This window comes from Acetobacter cibinongensis, assembly GCF_000963925.1.
Classification (GTDB): domain Bacteria; phylum Pseudomonadota; class Alphaproteobacteria; order Acetobacterales; family Acetobacteraceae; genus Acetobacter; species Acetobacter cibinongensis.
Window position 1 is genome coordinate 62,917 of sequence record NZ_BAMV01000002.1, and the last position, 16,704, is coordinate 79,620.

The 16,704-nt window shown below is 49.8% G+C and carries 12 protein-coding genes and 2 pseudogenes; 8 read left to right on the forward strand and 6 right to left on the reverse strand.

The genetic code is table 11. The features are described 5' to 3' along the window. Window positions 1-89: 89 nt before the first annotated feature. Complete coding sequence (locus tag Abci_RS00990) at window positions 90-980, forward strand: DUF2272 domain-containing protein (protein WP_048837337.1); 891 nt, start codon at window positions 90-92, stop codon at window positions 978-980. Window positions 981-1,002: 22 nt separating this feature from the next. Here Abci_RS00990 and Abci_RS00995 read toward each other — a convergent pair whose 3' ends face one another. Beyond that, window positions 1,003-1,410, reverse strand: coding sequence for a rhodanese-like domain-containing protein (locus Abci_RS00995; RefSeq protein WP_048837287.1), 408 nt, complete (start codon window positions 1,408-1,410; stop codon window positions 1,003-1,005). A 115-nt stretch (window positions 1,411-1,525) separates the two neighbouring features. Here Abci_RS00995 and Abci_RS01000 point away from each other — a divergent pair, with 115 nt between their 5' ends. Both Abci_RS01000 and Abci_RS01005 read left to right on the forward strand, forming a co-directional pair. Continuing rightward, window positions 1,526-2,566, forward strand: coding sequence for a cysteine synthase A (locus Abci_RS01000; RefSeq protein ID WP_048837288.1), 1,041 nt, complete (start codon window positions 1,526-1,528; stop codon window positions 2,564-2,566). A gap of 56 nt (window positions 2,567-2,622) precedes the next feature. Continuing rightward, complete coding sequence (locus Abci_RS01005) at window positions 2,623-3,036, forward strand: DUF3574 domain-containing protein (RefSeq protein ID WP_158319764.1); 414 nt, start codon at window positions 2,623-2,625, stop codon at window positions 3,034-3,036. A gap of 74 nt (window positions 3,037-3,110) precedes the next feature. On the opposite strand, the gene Abci_RS01010 is transcribed toward Abci_RS01005, so the two are convergent. From Abci_RS01010 to Abci_RS01025, 5 genes and pseudogenes are all read right to left on the reverse strand, one after another. Beyond that, window positions 3,111-3,536, reverse strand: a complete 426-nt coding sequence (locus Abci_RS01010) for a PadR family transcriptional regulator (RefSeq protein WP_244877541.1) — start codon at window positions 3,534-3,536, stop codon at window positions 3,111-3,113. A 643-nt stretch (window positions 3,537-4,179) separates the two neighbouring features. Beyond that, entirely contained in the window at window positions 4,180-7,098 is a 2,919-nt protein-coding gene (locus Abci_RS01015) for an outer membrane beta-barrel protein (protein ID WP_048837290.1), read from the reverse strand. Window positions 7,099-7,195: 97 nt separating this feature from the next. Beyond that, the gene (locus tag Abci_RS14090; protein WP_244877542.1) at window positions 7,196-7,633 is read right to left on the reverse strand and encodes a FecR family protein; all 438 of its coding nucleotides are present in this window, start codon (window positions 7,631-7,633) and stop codon (window positions 7,196-7,198) included. Between the two features lie 324 nt (window positions 7,634-7,957). Further along, a pseudogene (locus Abci_RS14355) lies at window positions 7,958-8,143 on the reverse strand (DUF4880 domain-containing protein); the annotation flags it as partial. Then, entirely contained in the window at window positions 8,073-8,636 is a 564-nt protein-coding gene (locus tag Abci_RS01025) for an RNA polymerase sigma factor (protein ID WP_048837292.1), read from the reverse strand. The gene Abci_RS01025 and the pseudogene Abci_RS14355, both read right to left, overlap by 71 nt. Before the next feature lie 1,257 nt (window positions 8,637-9,893). Between Abci_RS01025 and ada the strand changes: the two genes are divergently transcribed. The 5 genes and pseudogenes from ada (at window position 9,894) to Abci_RS01050 (ending at window position 16,518) form a co-directional block, all read left to right on the forward strand. Then, window positions 9,894-10,967 (forward strand): bifunctional DNA-binding transcriptional regulator/O6-methylguanine-DNA methyltransferase Ada, encoded by a 1,074-nt coding sequence (gene ada, locus Abci_RS01030; protein WP_048837293.1) that lies wholly within the window; start codon window positions 9,894-9,896, stop codon window positions 10,965-10,967. A gap of 139 nt (window positions 10,968-11,106) precedes the next feature. Then, entirely contained in the window at window positions 11,107-11,829 is a 723-nt protein-coding gene (locus Abci_RS01035; protein WP_084597457.1) for a 2OG-Fe(II) oxygenase, read from the forward strand. Next, window positions 11,819-12,460 (forward strand): annotated as a pseudogene (alkB, locus tag Abci_RS01040) (DNA oxidative demethylase AlkB). Before Abci_RS01035 ends, alkB begins: the two are co-directional and overlap by 11 nt. Beyond that, window positions 12,457-13,032, forward strand: coding sequence for a DNA-3-methyladenine glycosylase I (locus tag Abci_RS01045; RefSeq protein WP_048837296.1), 576 nt, complete (start codon window positions 12,457-12,459; stop codon window positions 13,030-13,032). The pseudogene alkB and the gene Abci_RS01045 overlap by 4 nt, the downstream one beginning before the upstream one ends. Before the next feature lie 555 nt (window positions 13,033-13,587). Beyond that, complete coding sequence (locus Abci_RS01050; protein WP_048837297.1) at window positions 13,588-16,518, forward strand: type III effector HrpK domain-containing protein; 2,931 nt, start codon at window positions 13,588-13,590, stop codon at window positions 16,516-16,518. Window positions 16,519-16,704 lie beyond the last annotated feature (186 nt).

The window sequence follows — 16,704 nt, forward strand, 5'->3', positions numbered from 1 at the left end:
CCCTCTTTTCCCCCGCAGCAGAGCGGCTTATGCATAAACCAAATGATAACTCCGGACTGTCCGGGGTGATGTGTCTGGATGGAGACAAGATGTTACGCAGGTTCTCTGTTATCTTGCTAGCTCCGCTGTGCCTTGCAGCGTGCGCAACCAAACCAACCCCGGGCGCAGCCCCAACGGCAACAGGCGCTTCAGGCACCGGGTCTTACGGCTATAATGCGCATGTGCCAGATTTTGCCACACGCAATTACACCCCCTTTAACAGGCAGGATGTGGTGGCTATTGCCATGCGGGAATGGCGCCTGTTCGGCAGCCCGGTCAATGATGATGACCCTGAACTACGACCAGAACCCCAGACCGCTGCCATAAAACCCGAGCGCGCCCCCGGCCTGTGGCAACGGGTGGGCGAGTATTGGTGGATTGGTATGGACCCGGACACGACGGAAGCGTCCTGGACCGGCAAACATGATGGCAATGGTCGCCTGACCGACTTTGTGCATGATGGAAATTACGCGTGGTCCGCCGCTTTTATCTCCTATGTCATGCGGGTAGCGGGGGCAAACAGCCGTTTCCCCTACTCTCCTAACCACGCAACCTACATTAACGCTGCGGCGGCTGGTCAATCTCCTGTTCTGCGGGCGCATGACCCAGCGGAATATACCCCAAAACAGGGTGACCTGATTTGTGTTGGCCGTGGCCGTGCCAAAACAGCCGTGCAGTTTTCCAGCCTGCCAACGTCCTACAGCTTCCCGGCTCACTGCGGTTACGTTGTGGCAACGGGGCAGCATGGTCAGCCTTTTGGCAACCAGATCAGCATTATTGGCGGCAATATAGATGACGCAGTTGCCCTGACCCACGTACCAACAGACACACAGGGCCGCATTTCATCCCCATCTGGCAAAAGCTATGACAGCCGTTACCCTTGGTGTGCCGTACTGGAAGTGTTGTTTGATGCGGAAGCGGAGCCAGACGCAGGGCTCTAAAACCCCGCCTCTGGAAAAACCGTTAAGCCTGCCGCCAGGGCAGCCCTGCATGTTTCCACCCTGCCATGCTGCCCCTATGGCCCGCAGAATCAAGCGGGCCTTCAAAGCCATCCGCTACATTATAAACTGTCGCATACCCAGCCGCCTGCGCTGCCTGGGCCGCAGCACGGCTGCGTACCCCTGAGCGACAGATAAAATAAACAGGGGCATCCTGCCGCACCCCAACCTGCTGAAGATCCTCAGCAAAACGCGCATTGGGCGTGCCATCCATATCCTGCCAGCTTACCAGCGCCAAACGTTGCGCGAGGCCGCTTAGGTCTGGCGCACCCACCAACTGCCATTCCGGCATGGTGCGTACATCCACCAGCACCGCCCGGTCATTTCTCTGAAGCTCAGCCCAGACCTCAGCGGCAGAGACATCTGCTATCATCGTGTTGCTCCTGTTTGGCAAATAAGAGTTTTTGCATCACGCTGTAACCCGCTTTACTCTTAAACCAGCACGCAGCACACTGCACATGCTGTACACGACAAGAAGGTGCAACTGGATGACTGAAAGCACTATTTCCACCCCACTCCCCGGCTGGACCTCAGCTTCTGCCTCCATGCCGCTGGCTGTAGGGGGCACACCCCTTATCCGCCTGCGTAAAGCGTCCGAGGCAACAGGCTGTGAGATTTACGGCAAGGCAGAATTCATGAACCCAGGTGGTTCGGTTAAAGACCGCGCTGCTCTGGCCATTATTGAAGATGCTGAACGCAAAGGCCTGCTTAAACCCGGCGGCACTCTGGTTGAAGGCACCGCAGGCAATACCGGTATTGGCCTTACACTGGTTGCCAATGCGCGGGGCTACCGCTGCATTATTGTTATGCCGGAAACGCAAAGCCGTGAAAAAATAGACTTCCTGCGCATGATCGGCGCAGACCTGCGCCTGGTGCCCGCCAAACCTTACAAAGACCCCGGTAATTACGTGCATGTCTCTCGTCGCCTGGCGGAAGAAGGCGGATATGTGTGGGCCAACCAGTTTGATAATCTTGCCAACCGCGAGGGCCATCGCCACACCACTGCACCAGAAATCTGGCAGCAGCTTGAGGGGAAGGTCGATGCCTTTACCTGCGCCTGTGGCACTGGCGGCACTCTGGCAGGCATTGCCCTTGGTTTGCAGGATGCCGCACAGAAAGCTGGCGTGAAGGCACCCCACATCGTACTGGCAGACCCAGAGGGATCCGGGCTGTACGGCTGGGTGAAAAGCAATGACCTGTCAGTACAGGGGTCTTCCATTACGGAAGGTATTGGCCAATCCCGCGTCACCGCAAATCTTGAAGGTGCACCCATTCAGGATGCAGAGCGCATTCCTGACCCGGAGGCACTGGAGATTATTTATAGCCTGCTTATTGATGAAGGGCTTTCAGTCGGCGGGTCTTCTGGCATCAATGTCGCCTCTGCCATACGCACAGCCCGTAAGCTTGGGCCGGGGCACCGTATTGTAACTATCCTGTGTGATGGCGGCGCACGGTATCAATCCAAACTGTTCAACCCGGAATTCCTGCGGAGCAAGAACCTGCCCGTTGCACCATGGCTGGACAAATAAAACACTCTTTACACATCACCTCCTGCCGCGCTTTTGCGGCGGGAGGACTTGCTGTAGTGGCTGGCTGTACCTCTGTTCATGCCCCACGCCCGGACACCACACACTCACAAAGCTCTACGGTTGCACTCTGTCAGGTACTCAACGGACAGGATATGCTGTCTGTCACGCTCATGTTCGGGCTAACCCGTCCCAACGCGCCAAACGTCACGCAGGCTGAGTGGGATGCTTTTTTACATAATACCGTAACGCCACGTTTCCCATCAGGCTTATCCGTTCTGGAGGCATCCGGCCAATGGCAGGATAGAGAAACTGGGCGGATTATTCAGGAACCCTCACGGATAGTGCAGGTCATAACGCCCTTCACACCCGGCCTTGCAAACAGCCTCAATACAATCCAGAACACTTACGCAAAACGCTTTCAGCAACAATCTGTTGGGCTGGTTATAAAGCCCGTATGCGCCAGTTTTTGAACACAAAAGGGGATGGCAGCAACAAAGCCACCATCCCACCGTAGTGAAGTCTTGCAGGGTAAGAAGCGAAGCCCTCAGATCTGTTCAATGCCCGATGCTGCGTTATCTAATATAGCAGCAATTTTCGCTTCAACATCCCCATCAAAGCTGCCATTGCGCAAGCGCAGGCGCAAAGCAGTTTTCAGGTTCTCCATGGCACGCATAACGGGCATGGGCACATTCCGGCGGCCTCCCCTGCCCTCCTGATCTGTCATGGCAGCGCGGGCCAGAATACTTTCCGTCACACCCGGATTGGCTGCCAGAAACTCCGCTCCTTCATCTGTTATACAATAGCTCTTACGGCCATTCTCATCGGTCGGTCGAATGTAGCCTGCTTCTTCAAGCCAGGTGAGAGTTGGGTAAATTACACCTGGGCTAGGCGTATAACTACCGCCAAATTTCTCTTCGATAGTTTTAATCAGTTCGTATCCGTAGGTCGGTTTTTCAGCAACAAGGCTCAAAACCAGGTGTCTTATTTCACCGTAATCAAAAAGCCTCGTACGGCCTTCCCCATGGCCTCTGCCCCGACCGTGATGGTGCCGAAAACCAGGAGAACCCTGCCGGCCTTCAGGAGAAAATGTGTGGCGGTCAAAACCGCCTGGGTGTCTATTTCTATGTTTCATGATTCTCGATATAATTCCCGATATATCGTATGTCAAGATATATCGGAATAACGCAATTCCGATAGCCTTATCAATCTCATTTCCGCATGAAAACTAGCGCCTAAAATCCAAGCAACACTTTGTTTTAAAGTCTTTTTCGTAAGGGTTTACGCAGGACGACTGCTCGAGTCTTCCCGTGCTTCCATCACCTGTAACTCTTTCTTCCCTCCTTTCCACACGGCGAAAGAGGACCACAGAGTATTTCTTGTTATGGGAGGTCGAACGCTCAGTGCCCTCATTCAGGCACCCCATTCTGATTTGCCAAAATGTATGGAGAACGACCCTATAGAGCGTTGATTGTGACCTACAACCAGAAGGCACAGAACACTCTGAGTGGCGCACTGGCCACACAAAAAATGCGTGGCCGATGAAAGGCCACGCATTTTATATGCGAGATAACAGTTTTTAGACTGGATTATAGCGTTAGAACGCCAAACCTCACTTAGTTGTACACAAGTTCAAAATAGATGCTGCGACCGTAATTCTCTTTTGCTTCTAACCGATTAAGATGCTTGCCATAATACATGCGTGTATGCGAGCCAGCTAAATTAGAAACCTGATATTTAATGCGCAGGTCATCTGTAATGTCATGCCATGCGCCAATAGAAAGATCAGGCTGAGAGCCGTAACCATAGATCTGCGATGGGTCATCATTCAAACCTTCAAGATATTTGGCTGAATAATCAAAAGATGCTTTGATAGCACCGCGTATTTGCGGAACATGCCATGTTACACTGCCATTAAAAACATATTTGGGCTGCTCTATCATCTGGTGAAGTTTGTAAGAAATACCGGACCCCTCGTAGGTCATACGACCGCGCATCCAGGTGCCACTGGCATTGATATCAAAAGACTGTTTCCACGGTCCTCGGATATTACGGTTAACAAACGAGACCTCTACCCCCATGAGTGTAGAGGTGTTGGAGTTACGAGGCTGCGTCACATAGGTTAACTGATCATCAATAAGCTCGGTCGAGCGTGTCTTGTAAATATCATGTTTGATGATCTTGTTGAAATACGCAACGCTTAGGACAGCGCGACCATGATTGAAAAATTTATCGAGAGAAGCATCAAAATTCTGCGCCTGGCGCGGTTTAAGATTTGGGTTACCGCGCGACAATGAGCAGTCAACGCTTTCGGCTGGTGTATCATTACTATTACCGCAGCTCATTTGCTGGGCTTGTGCAAGCTCGGTTGGCTGTGGGCGCCCGACAGATTGGCTGTAAACAGCGTGAAGGATTAACTCCCGGGGAAACTCATGAACAAAGGTTAAAGAAGGCAGCGGGTTAATGTAGCCGCCATTCTTTTTATTAATTTTGCCAGTCGCATTGGAACCATCTGTATCAGGAATATAAGCGTTAAAGTTTACGGCGTCCGCGCGGACACCAGCGATCAATTCTGAATGCCGCCATTTGTAGTGGAGTGAGACATACCCATCAAAAAGCTGCTCTTTGTAACGGAAATAAGCCAGCTCAGTATATTGACGCGATTTTTCGACATCGAGCGTTTGTTTATTCCACGGGAAGTTCGCCAAATCAAAAAATGGCCCGTTAGGGTTTTTCATGTTTGGAATAAACATACTGGAACTGGCATCGCCACCAGGATTATACCAGAGCTGGTTAGAAGAGTTGGTGGCATCAAGACCACGCCATTCAAACCCGGTAGCAAACCCAAAACCATGTGCATTTGGTTTGAGGTTGCGCGTATAGTCTAAGCGCACGTTAGCAAGACCTTCATGGTCACGGTCATATTCTTGCTGCACGTACTGGTATTTGTAACCACTGTTCAGAAGCTTATTCATATCGCTGATATTGACGAGATTAGCGACGTTGCTTCTATCTATCGTGTAATCTGCAAGCACCGCAGTATCCGGGCTTTCATTAGGATATGCTCGGGCGGTTACATAGGGTTCGTGGTTGAAATAATCTTCCCACGTATAACCCGCTCGTAATTTAAGAGTTGAGATATTGTCGTGCCAACCCAGATCCCCCAAAACACCATTAGTGTTCATTTTCCAGTTATCTTTCCGGCCAATAGTCCGCGCACGATAAATATATTCGCGGCCACTGGTGGGTGTCTGGTCTATTACAGCAGGGTTAATATAATGCGTTTTCCCCTTTACTTTGTAAGATGGCGCTTCATCAAGCAGGTATTCATTGTGCTCCATAAAGGAGTTTTCCCAGCGTTGGTAGGCATACCCCATAAGAGAGCCAGTCAAACCACTCTGTTGAGGGTGCCACTCCAGCCGTGAGGCACCACCCAATGTGCTTAGGGTGTTAGAGTAGCTGCCACCATCAACATATCGCGGCGCAGTCATACCGTTCCAGCCCGGTGTGCTGGGATCGTTAGGCTTCAAAACCCTCCCGTTGTCATCATAGTAATTGTAGCTGTCCTGCTGCCATTTTTTGGTCGTGTTACGAGTACGCTGTTGATAACGAAACGACGTAACAATCCCGAACTCTTTATTCTTGCCGAATTTATCCGAAAAGACCGCTTTTGCACCTTGCCCGAAATGCGGTGACATCCCTTTTATTCGGTTGGCACCAGCAGAACCTTTTTCTGTCCCATAAATACCGTAAGCATTGATGTATTTATAAAGACCCTTATGATCAAAAGCACTGCGGGAGTGCATTTCGATGTCGGCACCAATGGCACCCCCATCTTGCTCAGCGGTAAATGTCTTGTAAATGCTATCTTCACCGGTCATTTCTGCCGGTATGTTTTGTAAGTTTACACGACGCCGTATGCTGCCACCATCACTGATACTCGCCAGCGTTATGCCATCAAGCGTGGTCTGGTTAAGGTCAGAGGAGACACCGCGCACGCTGATATAACGTGGCTCATCACCGTTACGAATACCCGTAACGCCAGGCAACTGAGTGAGCATTTGGGCAATAGACGTTGCGCCACCAAGGTTTGACAGGTCATCATAGACCATTGAGTCAACAACGCCTGCAAAATTGCGTTTGGTGCGCAATTCCCGCCTATGGCCCTGCACTGTCAGGTTGTCTTCACTGTTAGCCTCTGTTGTGTGAACACTTTTCGCAGTTGGCGGTCGTAACGTTATGAAGTTCGGGTTGGACGCATCAATCTTGAAGGAATTTTTCCCTACAAGCTTATGCAGTGCCTTGAACTTATCCATTTTGCCGTAAAGCGGCGCAGACCGCAGGGTGTCTGCCACTTTACCGTCAAAGGCAACATGCAACCCGGTTTGACGGCTGAAAGCTGTTAAAGCAGAAGTTAGTTTTTGCGCCGGAATTGCAAAAACGGTTTGTGTATCTTGAGCAACAGAAACAGTTGGAACAAAGCATGCTACGGATGAAGACAGAACGAGCAGGCGAGACCGGCTTAGGAGAAACATTCGTATAACCTTGAGTGAGACAGACGCATCTACCCTCAATGAGTCAAATGCTCATTCATTTCCTCCGGCTTTTTTTGTGACAGTTTTGAGACAAACCTTATTCAAGGAAAATATGGTGTGCATCTTCTCTCACATGCCCACCCAAAATAGCTTTTACAGCCGAAGCAAATATATCTGGCATGTTCAGGTCAAAAAGGCCCGACAAGCGCATATCGGCCAATCTGAAAGAGGGCACAATCTGTTTCTGGTTATATCTGTTGAAGATGTCTGCCGCTTCAGAAAGTGTTTCTGTTGCTAAAGAAACCTGTCCCTGTGTCCATGCAGTCCAGCGCTCAAGCGTCTCCTGGTCAAGAGTGCTGAAATGTAGCCTTCCCTTAGGGGTAAGGCTTACCTGTGTACCTGGTGTCAGCCTTTTCCGTTCGCCCAGTTTTTGGCCGTGTAAAACTGCCGTACCAGTAACAACCACTGCACTTTGGTAACTGGGGTTTTTGGTAACAAGCAGGCTACCATCAAGCAGGAAGCGCATACTATGCATTTTAACACAACGCTGAGCATCCGTAATAAAGCAACGCCCGCCTATTAGCGATGTCTGTTCGGATTTGTCCTCAAGCTGGGTAGCGCAGTCTAAAATTATTTGTCTTTGTTTTGTAACCTGACACTTAAGAATGTTTTTGTGTGTGCTGTAATATGTGCTCGCCTCGCCACTTTTTGTGGGTACAAAACAAGCCGCAATAGAGGCCGCTACCGCTGTAGAGAAGAATGTTCGCCTGGACGGCGTATATGTGCGCTGGGGCAGAGTAAGGGTTGGTGTGTAGAGCACCTTCGCCCTGTCTGTGGCGTGCCATATGGCCTGGCACCGTAAAAACGCCCCCTTATGCCGTATATCGGCATCTAACCAGTCTTGTAAGTCTTGTTGCTCGCGTTGGGTAAGGGCACGCCTGTCTATATGGGCAACCCAATGTGCAGCAACGTCGTCAAAAGTGTCTTCTGTTGCCACGAGCCGGTCCTGTCTTTGCTTTTTGTGCGTTTTTTTCACGTTGTCCATAAAGTTTAGAAATCAGAACAAGCGCACGTGCAAGCTGTTTTTCTACAGTGCTTTCTGAAATACCAAGTTGCTTAGAACACTCTTTTTGGGAATAGCCGTGTATTTTTCTATTGATGAAGACGCTACGACATTTTTCTGGAAGCCGTTGAACGACATCTTCCAGAAACCGAATTTCTGCTCGCGCGTCAGCAATATCTTCTACGGACGGAGCCTGTTCAATCAAACTACCGTCTTGCAAGTCTGCAATAGCCGTAACACTTACAATTTGTGCTTTTTTATAGTGGCGCAAAACCAGATTACGACAAACCGTGTGAAAATAGCCTATAGGATTACTGACCCGGCTAATATCTGCTTCCGATAAAATAACGTAGGCTTCCTGAATAATATCGTCAGAGTCAAAATCCGGAAAGCGCGCCAACCATGCCCGCACCGTATGCTCGTTCGGTAAAATATAAGTCGCCAACCAATGGCTACGCTCTGTGCCCGCCAGCATAACCCTGCCCCACCGCCAATGCAGGGGCTATTTACCAGTTTGCCGCCCCTTGTTTGTGAAACTATTATGACACTTGAACGCCAAGCCCACCTGCCCAATGCGGCGTTAGTGCATCAACCAGACCGCCGCCTCAGCGGATACAGCTTGTGATTTCCACAGCACGACTGATGCAGGGTTGGAACCGTAACCGCACAAGCGAGGAGGCAACACTATCGCCTCCCACGATTGCTGCTGAGACAGGCAGATGAACCACGGTTGCCCCCTTTCTCCATCACAGGACAAAGATTGGAGCATTCTATATATTTGGTACTCACGTCAGGACATTACATACCCGTAATGATCATCCAGCTGGTTTACGGTTAGAGGCGCCAGAAGCCACACAGTCGAACCGTTTTTGAAAATGGGAGCCAGCATGTCGCGCAGAGTTAAAGTCCTTCTGGTCGCCATGTTCACGATAGATGTCTGTGCTTTTTTCTCCTATCATCGGGATCGCCGGAGCGGCGTTTCTGTAGGACGATCCTCACATACAAGCTACTCGCTAGATAGGATTTGCGCACCTTCCTAACTTGTCTTCTCACGAGTATCCTATTTTTGTGCAGTAACTCTCTATTGGCAGGTACGTCGCTTCGTGGTCATCGCCCAAGCAGTCGCGTTACGTGGGCAAGCTTTGTTCCGTCACTTTTGATTCTGGATGCATCTTCGTATTTTGTAGGGGATGACGTGCAGGACAGGATACAAAGCCGTAAGGTTGAACGCTCTTACGAAAAGATTGTCGTTTGCCCTATGTGCTCAACGCGATTTTAATGAACAAATATAGTACCGCCAGCAACACTTGATGAAATTTTTTCTGACCAATATCACTTCTTACTCAGTTAGAGAGGATATCTCAAAAGTGGCAGACTTACGAAGTCAGAGTATCAGCTTGAAATTGGTACCACCCTAGGGAAGCCTACAACCTTTCCAGAAAGTAAGCTTTTTGAACTTTGAAAGTAACGCTCAAACCGCCTAATTTAGTTACTGTGTGTTTCTGAACATCGGAATGCTTAACCTTCTGTTACGCAAAACACTCTCTTTTTCTAAAATTTGACAATAATAATTATAGCTTTTTGTAATGATGTTGTCAGAAATCATGCAAACCGAGTCAGATCCGCAACGGCCACATCATCTTGGCTAAATACGGAACGGGCATTTTTAAAATTAGAATTTAAAAGCAAGAAACAGGGCGTATTTTAAGTCGCTTAAAGGCATAGTGACGACATGACGAAATCTGGCAAAAAATCTCAGAATACAGCTCACGACTCTCGTTGGCAGAAGATCGTTGATCGTGACAAGGCAGCAGATGGTCAGTTTTGGTACTCGGTCTCGACAACCGGTATCTACTGCCGTCCCTCTTGCCCGTCCCGCACACCAAAGCCGGACAATGTGACGCTCTACGATACGCTGGAAGCTGCCCGCCTTAGCGATTGCCGACCATGCAAACGGTGTAATCCCGAAGGATGCTCGATAGACGCGACGAATGCCGCCCTCATCGAACAGGCTTGCCGTTTGATTGAGGCATCCGAGACCTCTCCCTCTCTGGAGGAACTGGCAAACGCTGTTGAACTTAGTCCGGGCTATTTTCATCGCCTTTTCAAAGCTCAGACAGGCTTAACACCGAAATCCTATGCCAATGCGCATCGCGCCCGTAAAGTTCGCGATGGACTGGCTCAAGGTTCAAAAATTACTGACACTGTATACGATGCCGGATTTCAGTCCAATGGTCGTTTCTATGCCCAATCCTCAGCCATGCTAGGCATGACCCCCTCGCGTTACCGGGACGGGGGCCCTCATGAAGTGCTGCATTTTGCAGTAGCTGAATGTTCTTTGGGGTCTGTTCTTGTCGCGTCAAGCGAAAAAGGAGTGGCCTCCATAGTGCTTGGAGATGACCCCGATGCCTTAGTGAGAGATCTACAGGATCGTTTTCCCAAGGCGGAACTTATCGGAGCAGATGCTGATTATGAGCAAAGTATAGCACAGGTCATTAGTTTTATCGAAGACCCTAATAGAGGACTAGATTTGCCTTTAGATGTGCAGGGGACAGCGTTTCAACAGCGGGTCTGGCAGGCTTTACGCCAGATCCCGGCCGGAGAAACCGCAACATATGCTGAAGTAGCGCAAAGAATTGGCCAGCCAGCCGCAACGCGGGCCGTTGCAAGTGCTTGTGCTGCCAATCATATCGCCGTTGCCATTCCATGCCATCGTGTCATCCGTACTGACGGGTCTCTTTCCGGCTATCGGTGGGGTGTAGAACGTAAACGGACCCTCCTATCACGCGAAGCCGGAACAAAATGACGCATATAGCCAAACCAGACTGCGACATCACACCAGTGAACTTTGTTTATTTTCCACGATGCACCCAAAAATAGTGCGCCAGTTTCGATGCCACGCTGCGACAGACGCACATAAGGAGGCGGCCATCCGGTCGACCACAATGAATTCTCAACTTGACCTCTTGCATGCCCGCATCAACGCTTATGACTGGCCAAAGGTTTTTGACCAGATAGATCAGGAGGGTTGGGCAGTCTTGCCTGGTCTGATCCAACAAGATGATTGCACTACGTTGGCCGAACTTTACGGTCCCACGGATGCATTTCGTAGCCATGTTCATATGGCTCGTCATGGATTTGGGCGCGGAGAATATCGATATTTTTCCTATCCGCTCCCACAGTTGGTCGAGGCCGCACGAAGTGCACTATATTCACGCCTCGTTCCCCTCGCCAATCGCTGGCATGAGCGAATGGGACAGGCCGGTATCTTCCCCGAAAAACACAATATATTTTTGGAACGTTGTCATACTGCAAGGCAGAAAAATCCTACACCGCTTCTTTTGAAGTATCAGGAGGGAGATTATAACTGCCTCCATCAGGATCTTTACGGCGACCATGTTTTTCCGCTGCAAATTGCTATTCTTCTGTCCGAGCCAGAGGCTGACTTTACGGGAGGTGAATTTGTTCTGACTCATCAGAGGCCCCGCATGCAGTCTCGGGCCGTTGTTGTGCCGCTTCAAAAAGGGGATGGTGTTGTGTTTGCCGTTAACTCGCGTCCCCAGCGTGGTACACGGGGAGACTACCGGGTCACCATGCGCCATGGAGTTAGCACAGTTCGGTCGGGCACTCGCCATACACTCGGATTGATTTTTCATGATGCACCCTGATTTTTTTGAGGCAGACAGACGCTCAATACAGCTTGGCGCAGGTGCAGCTCTTTTAGGCGGTTTTGCAAAAGACATTGGACAGGACTTAATTCGCCATATCCATGACTTGTCAGCGCACACTCCATTTCGTTATATGGAGACACGGGGCGGGAAGCGCATGTCTGTTGCCATGCTGAATTGTGGCCACTTTGGATGGATCTCTGATCAATCTGGTTACCGTTATACCGCCTTGGATCCTCTCACAGGAAAAGGATGGCCTGCACTTCCACCTTTGTTTTTGAATCTGGCCACACGCGCTGCTGATGCGGTTGGATTTCGGGACTTTTTGCCGGATGCCTGTCTAATTAACCGATACCAGCCCAGAGCGCGGCTCTCTCTGCATCAGGATATGGATGAGTAGGACCGGACGGCGCCTATTGTTTCTGTTTCTCTCGGGCTTCCAGCTATCTTTCTTTCGGGAGGGACACAACGCACCGTGCGTCCTGTTCGTCATCAGATTTTTCATGGGGATGTCGCGGTTTGGGGAGGAGCTTCTCGTATGATTTTTCATGGCATCGACGTTCTAAAAAACGGCTACCATCCTGCAGCCGGCCATTTCCGGTTTAATCTAACATTTCGGAAAACACGATGAAGGACCATTTACATCGCTGCCAGTGGGCGTGCAAAGACCCCATTATGCAACACTATCACGATACAGAATGGGGTGTTCCAGTTTTCGATAGCCGTGCATTATGGGAAAAACTTATTCTTGATGGCTTTCAGGCGGGGCTGTCCTGGCGGACAATCCTGTTGAAACGGGATGCTTTTCGCGAAGCTTTTGAAGGTTTTGTTCCCGAACGTATTGCTGAGTATAACGACTTGGATATTGAGCGCCTGCTTGGTAACGCAGGCATTGTTCGTTCGCGCATGAAAATACGAGCAGCCATACAAAACGCGAACGCTTATATATCACTGCATAATCGTGGGGAAAATTTTAGTGATTTTGTGTGGAGTGTCGTAGATCACCAGCCTTTATCTGGAGATGGAGGCACACTTGCAACGCGATCAACAGCGGGAGACCTTCTGTCACAAAAACTCAAAAACAACGGTTTCAGTTTTGTCGGCCCCGTGATTGTTCACGCATGGTTACAAGCTACAGGTGTCATTAACGATCATGAGGCACTTTGTTTTCGCAGGAATGAAGTCGCACTGCATCATGGGTAGAATAACGACTTCTGCGATCTGCCCATCATAGAAGCGATTAAACTCTGAAGACGGCATTGCTTCTGCTGCTGCCTTTGCTCCCCCGAAACGAAAAGACAGACGGGAAATCCAAACCTCAAACATTTTCCGTGACCGGATAAGCGGGGATGACGGCAGTCGTAGCCCGATTGAAAACGCCTTACCTCTACTCGTGGCGATGATCTCTCCACCTAAAGCAGCAGACTGGGCACGACCCAAGCCAGATTTCGGTCTGTAAAAATCTTTTATACCCTGAAAAACGTCATTTATCTTTTAGAAAACCATCAATTAACTATTTTCTATTTCATATTTTTACAAATAAAAATAAAATAAATACTTCACAAAGATTAAATGAAAACTTGAGAATAACCCACCATGACAAATTTTATTTTCATGAAAGTTTCACACACTTTCCTCTGAATTTTCGGATAGTAAATTTTTCAGATCATGGCCCACATCTAGAAAAGATCCTGCTTCTAAAAAACGATCCAACCACGCAGAAAATTCTAAGGCTCGGCTTCGAAAGGCTCTCCAAAAATGGCTGCTTATTCAGATTCTACCATTATACATTTCGATTATAATAAGACATCCAATGAAAAACAGGATAACTGCCTTGCGTGGGCTTTGCAGCAGGCTAAAGACCCGCAAGACGAAATTGTATTTTTTCTGCATACGACATCTCAGGTTGGTCATGTCATGCTGCGTGATCAGGCCACCCGCCTGCTGCACGATGCACGCGGCAGCACCAATGCCGTTTCGAATTTTTATTCAGACCTGCATGAAGTTGCTGCTTACGCACCAGACGTAATCCGGAATTTCGTAAGCCTGCCCGTTCAGGAACGTCAGTCACTTGCAGCTCTGCCGGGTTTTCATTTGTCTCAGGTTGCAAACCACCAGTTTGCCGGGGTTTCATCCGTCAGTGACAAAAGCTCTACGGACTATACCACCACGGATAGTCACGTTCACTCCTGGCTTGATGCGTTGGGTGATGATGCGTGTGATGAAGAAAAGAGCGAACTCTCCCAGATTGGTGACGATGCCATGACGGTGCAGGCATGGTTCAAGGCACATGATCGTGGTGATCCGGCCCTGAACGACATGCCTCCTGAAGTTTCCGCCGCCTTCGACCGGCTGACGAGCAACGACGCAACGAAAAAAATTATTGAAACCAGCGATGGTACGGTTACGCGCGACACATTAAAAAAATTCATCTCAAATCTCGACAAAGCAGCAGATAACGCCTCGTCCAGCTACAAAGATTTCAAAAAAGCCAATCCGTCTGCTGATAACGTTGCCAAGGAAGAAGCGGTCGAAGCCTCTGTGCTTCAGGCCAATATGCCGGTGCTTGATAATGCGGGTGCAGCGTCCAAAACAGATGACTCATTTAATGTGGATGACCTGAAAGCCCTCTCTCAGGATGATAATAAAGGGCTTTCTCAGGCACTACGGGGGGCTGCAAGCTTCTTTTCCAATGCCGGGGAAACCAGAATAGTTTCTGAGGCCGCACTCAACCCAAGCCAGGTCAGTAACGGCGGCATCAATAATGCATCTTTGGCTGCGTGGCTGAAAAATGACACGAGCAAAAGTGAATCTGACACCATTGCCAGCATGAAAAGTGCAGCAATGGAACAGTTGGCCAAAGACAGCGGCGGCAATGCTGACAATGTGACGCCCGATTATTTTCAAGGCAAGGGATCAAACGCCAGTGCAGCAGATAAGGTAGCCGCCTACCTGCAACTCAGCCAGACTATTGGCCGCCTGAACGCAGGGGTTAACTACTTCCGGCAGAAAAGCCCCGATGACCTGTCAAGCGCCGATGAATATCATAACTATTACGATGGCCCAACACCTGGTGAAAAACGCTCAGACTTCATTAAGGATGTGCAGTCAAAAATCAGCGCCCTGAGCCAGGATAGTGATGTTCAGTCATTTTTGTCTGATCACCTTTCCGATACGCTTCAGTCCATGGTCTCGAGCGACCCTAATATGAAAGCGGTTATCCAGAACCGTTTGGACACGACCTCAAGCAGCAGTGCTCTTGATGGTGCCTTTACGGATACCGCCAATCAGGATTCCTCCGCAAGTTCCTATGATACGACAACAAAAGCTCTGGGAACATTTTTGGCAAAGCCAAATTTCTATGCGCAAATGCTTGGAACAACGCCTGACCTGAACTCAGCGCTTAACGGCGCGTCCAGCAGTGTTCAGCAGCAAGTCAAAGATAATTACGAAGATATTGTTTCCGGCAAGCACATGGATAGCCTGATCCAGTCGGGCAAAAGCTCTCAGGAAGCACTCATTCAGACAGCCTTGGACAAAACTGTTTACGATAGCGTTCTGGATTCACAAACTGTGCAAGACGGAACGGACCGGTTTACAGATGCTGCCAACAAATATTCCCGTGAAGATCTGACGTCAGGTCTGTCTGGCGATGATATGATCAAAGACCTCGGGTTTAGCGGGGTGGATGACCCGGCATTCCAAGCTTATATTGAAAAAAATCTGGACTCCCTCTCCCCTGCCGGATCTGACCAGGCCAGTGCCTCCGATATTCTGTCCATGGTTAGAAAAGTTTCCGACCTTTTAAGGCAGGGTCTGAAATTTGACGATGCCATGGCTAAAGCATCAGACTCATGGAGCGCAGAAAAAGGTTCCATCCCTGATGTCTATAAGAAAGGCGTGTTCCACGGTGCATCTGCCCTGTTACTGGCTGGTGCCATGGGCGCACGGTTGGGCACAGGGGATAAAGGATCTGCTGCAACCAATGCACAACAAGCCTTGCAGACCGCCGGTTTGCTCACCGAGGGGGGAGCCAAAGCCTCGCCGCAGATGTACAGCAGCCTCGCTGATCGGGTAAAAGGTGATCAGGCCGCATACGACAATCTGAAAAGCATGCAGGAACTGCCCTCCTTCTCCGCTGAACAGGCTGAGCAGCTTGCCAAATATCAGTCTGAGAGAGACCAGCTCAACAACTTCAAAAATCTTTCTAAAGATGCTGAAAACGTTGGCAAAAGCATAGGCGGTGTAACTGGCAGCGTGATGGGCCTTGTATTAGGGGCAATTGGCGCAAAAGACGCCGCAAAGAACGGTGACAAAGGGGGCGCTGCCGCTCAAGGTGTTTTTGCCGGAATGAACGGAATTAGCGCAATCTCTGGTGCAGGAGAAGTTGCCACCTACCTGCTACCCCGCCTTGGTTTGGCAACTTCCATGGACTCTCTGGCAGGTGTCTTTGGCGCGGTTGGCGGGGCAGCCGGGGCGCTGGCCGGAATTGGGTCTCTTATCTATGCTATTATTGAAGAAATCAAAATGGAAAACAAAATAGCAAAAGAAGAAAAGGCCTGGTATGGCGAGCTACAGGATGGCTTCAAGCCCTCCGGTTCTGAACTGCCAAGCATGGCCGATCTTCTGTCACCCGATAACGGTACCTTACCTGCGGATGACAGCCCCAATGTTGGTACTTACGGCTAAGTAACTCTGGCCCTGGAGAGTGAGCCTGCTCACTCTCCTGTTTTTTGGTAGGCTTTTTTCATAAGCCTGCTCCTGTTCCCTCTCCCGCAAAGAGTGGACTGGTCCGTTTTTGCGTACGGGCCAAGATGGGGCGTGAATACCGAGACGCCCCATCCCTATATTTTATAATATGAAATTTTTATAAAA

What these genes read in the sequence shown, in the direction of transcription:
- Abci_RS01035 (WP_084597457.1), top strand. Translation starts at nt 11,107, where the DNA reads ATGAATTCTCAACTTGACCTCTTGCATGCCCGCATCAACGCTTATGAC.
- Abci_RS14090 (WP_244877542.1), bottom strand. Translation starts at nt 7,633, where the DNA reads ATGCATAGTATGCGCTTCCTGCTTGATGGTAGCCTGCTTGTTACCAAA.
- Abci_RS01000 (WP_048837288.1), top strand. Translation starts at nt 1,526, where the DNA reads ATGACTGAAAGCACTATTTCCACCCCACTCCCCGGCTGGACCTCAGCT.
- Abci_RS00990 (WP_048837337.1), top strand. Translation starts at nt 90, where the DNA reads ATGTTACGCAGGTTCTCTGTTATCTTGCTAGCTCCGCTGTGCCTTGCA.
- Abci_RS01045 (WP_048837296.1), top strand. Translation starts at nt 12,457, where the DNA reads ATGAAGGACCATTTACATCGCTGCCAGTGGGCGTGCAAAGACCCCATT.
- Abci_RS01050 (WP_048837297.1), top strand. Translation starts at nt 13,588, where the DNA reads ATGGCTGCTTATTCAGATTCTACCATTATACATTTCGATTATAATAAG.
- ada (WP_048837293.1), top strand. Translation starts at nt 9,894, where the DNA reads ATGACGAAATCTGGCAAAAAATCTCAGAATACAGCTCACGACTCTCGT.
- Abci_RS01015 (WP_048837290.1), bottom strand. Translation starts at nt 7,098, where the DNA reads ATGTTTCTCCTAAGCCGGTCTCGCCTGCTCGTTCTGTCTTCATCCGTA.
- Abci_RS01025 (WP_048837292.1), bottom strand. Translation starts at nt 8,636, where the DNA reads ATGCTGGCGGGCACAGAGCGTAGCCATTGGTTGGCGACTTATATTTTA.
- Abci_RS00995 (WP_048837287.1), bottom strand. Translation starts at nt 1,410, where the DNA reads ATGATAGCAGATGTCTCTGCCGCTGAGGTCTGGGCTGAGCTTCAGAGA.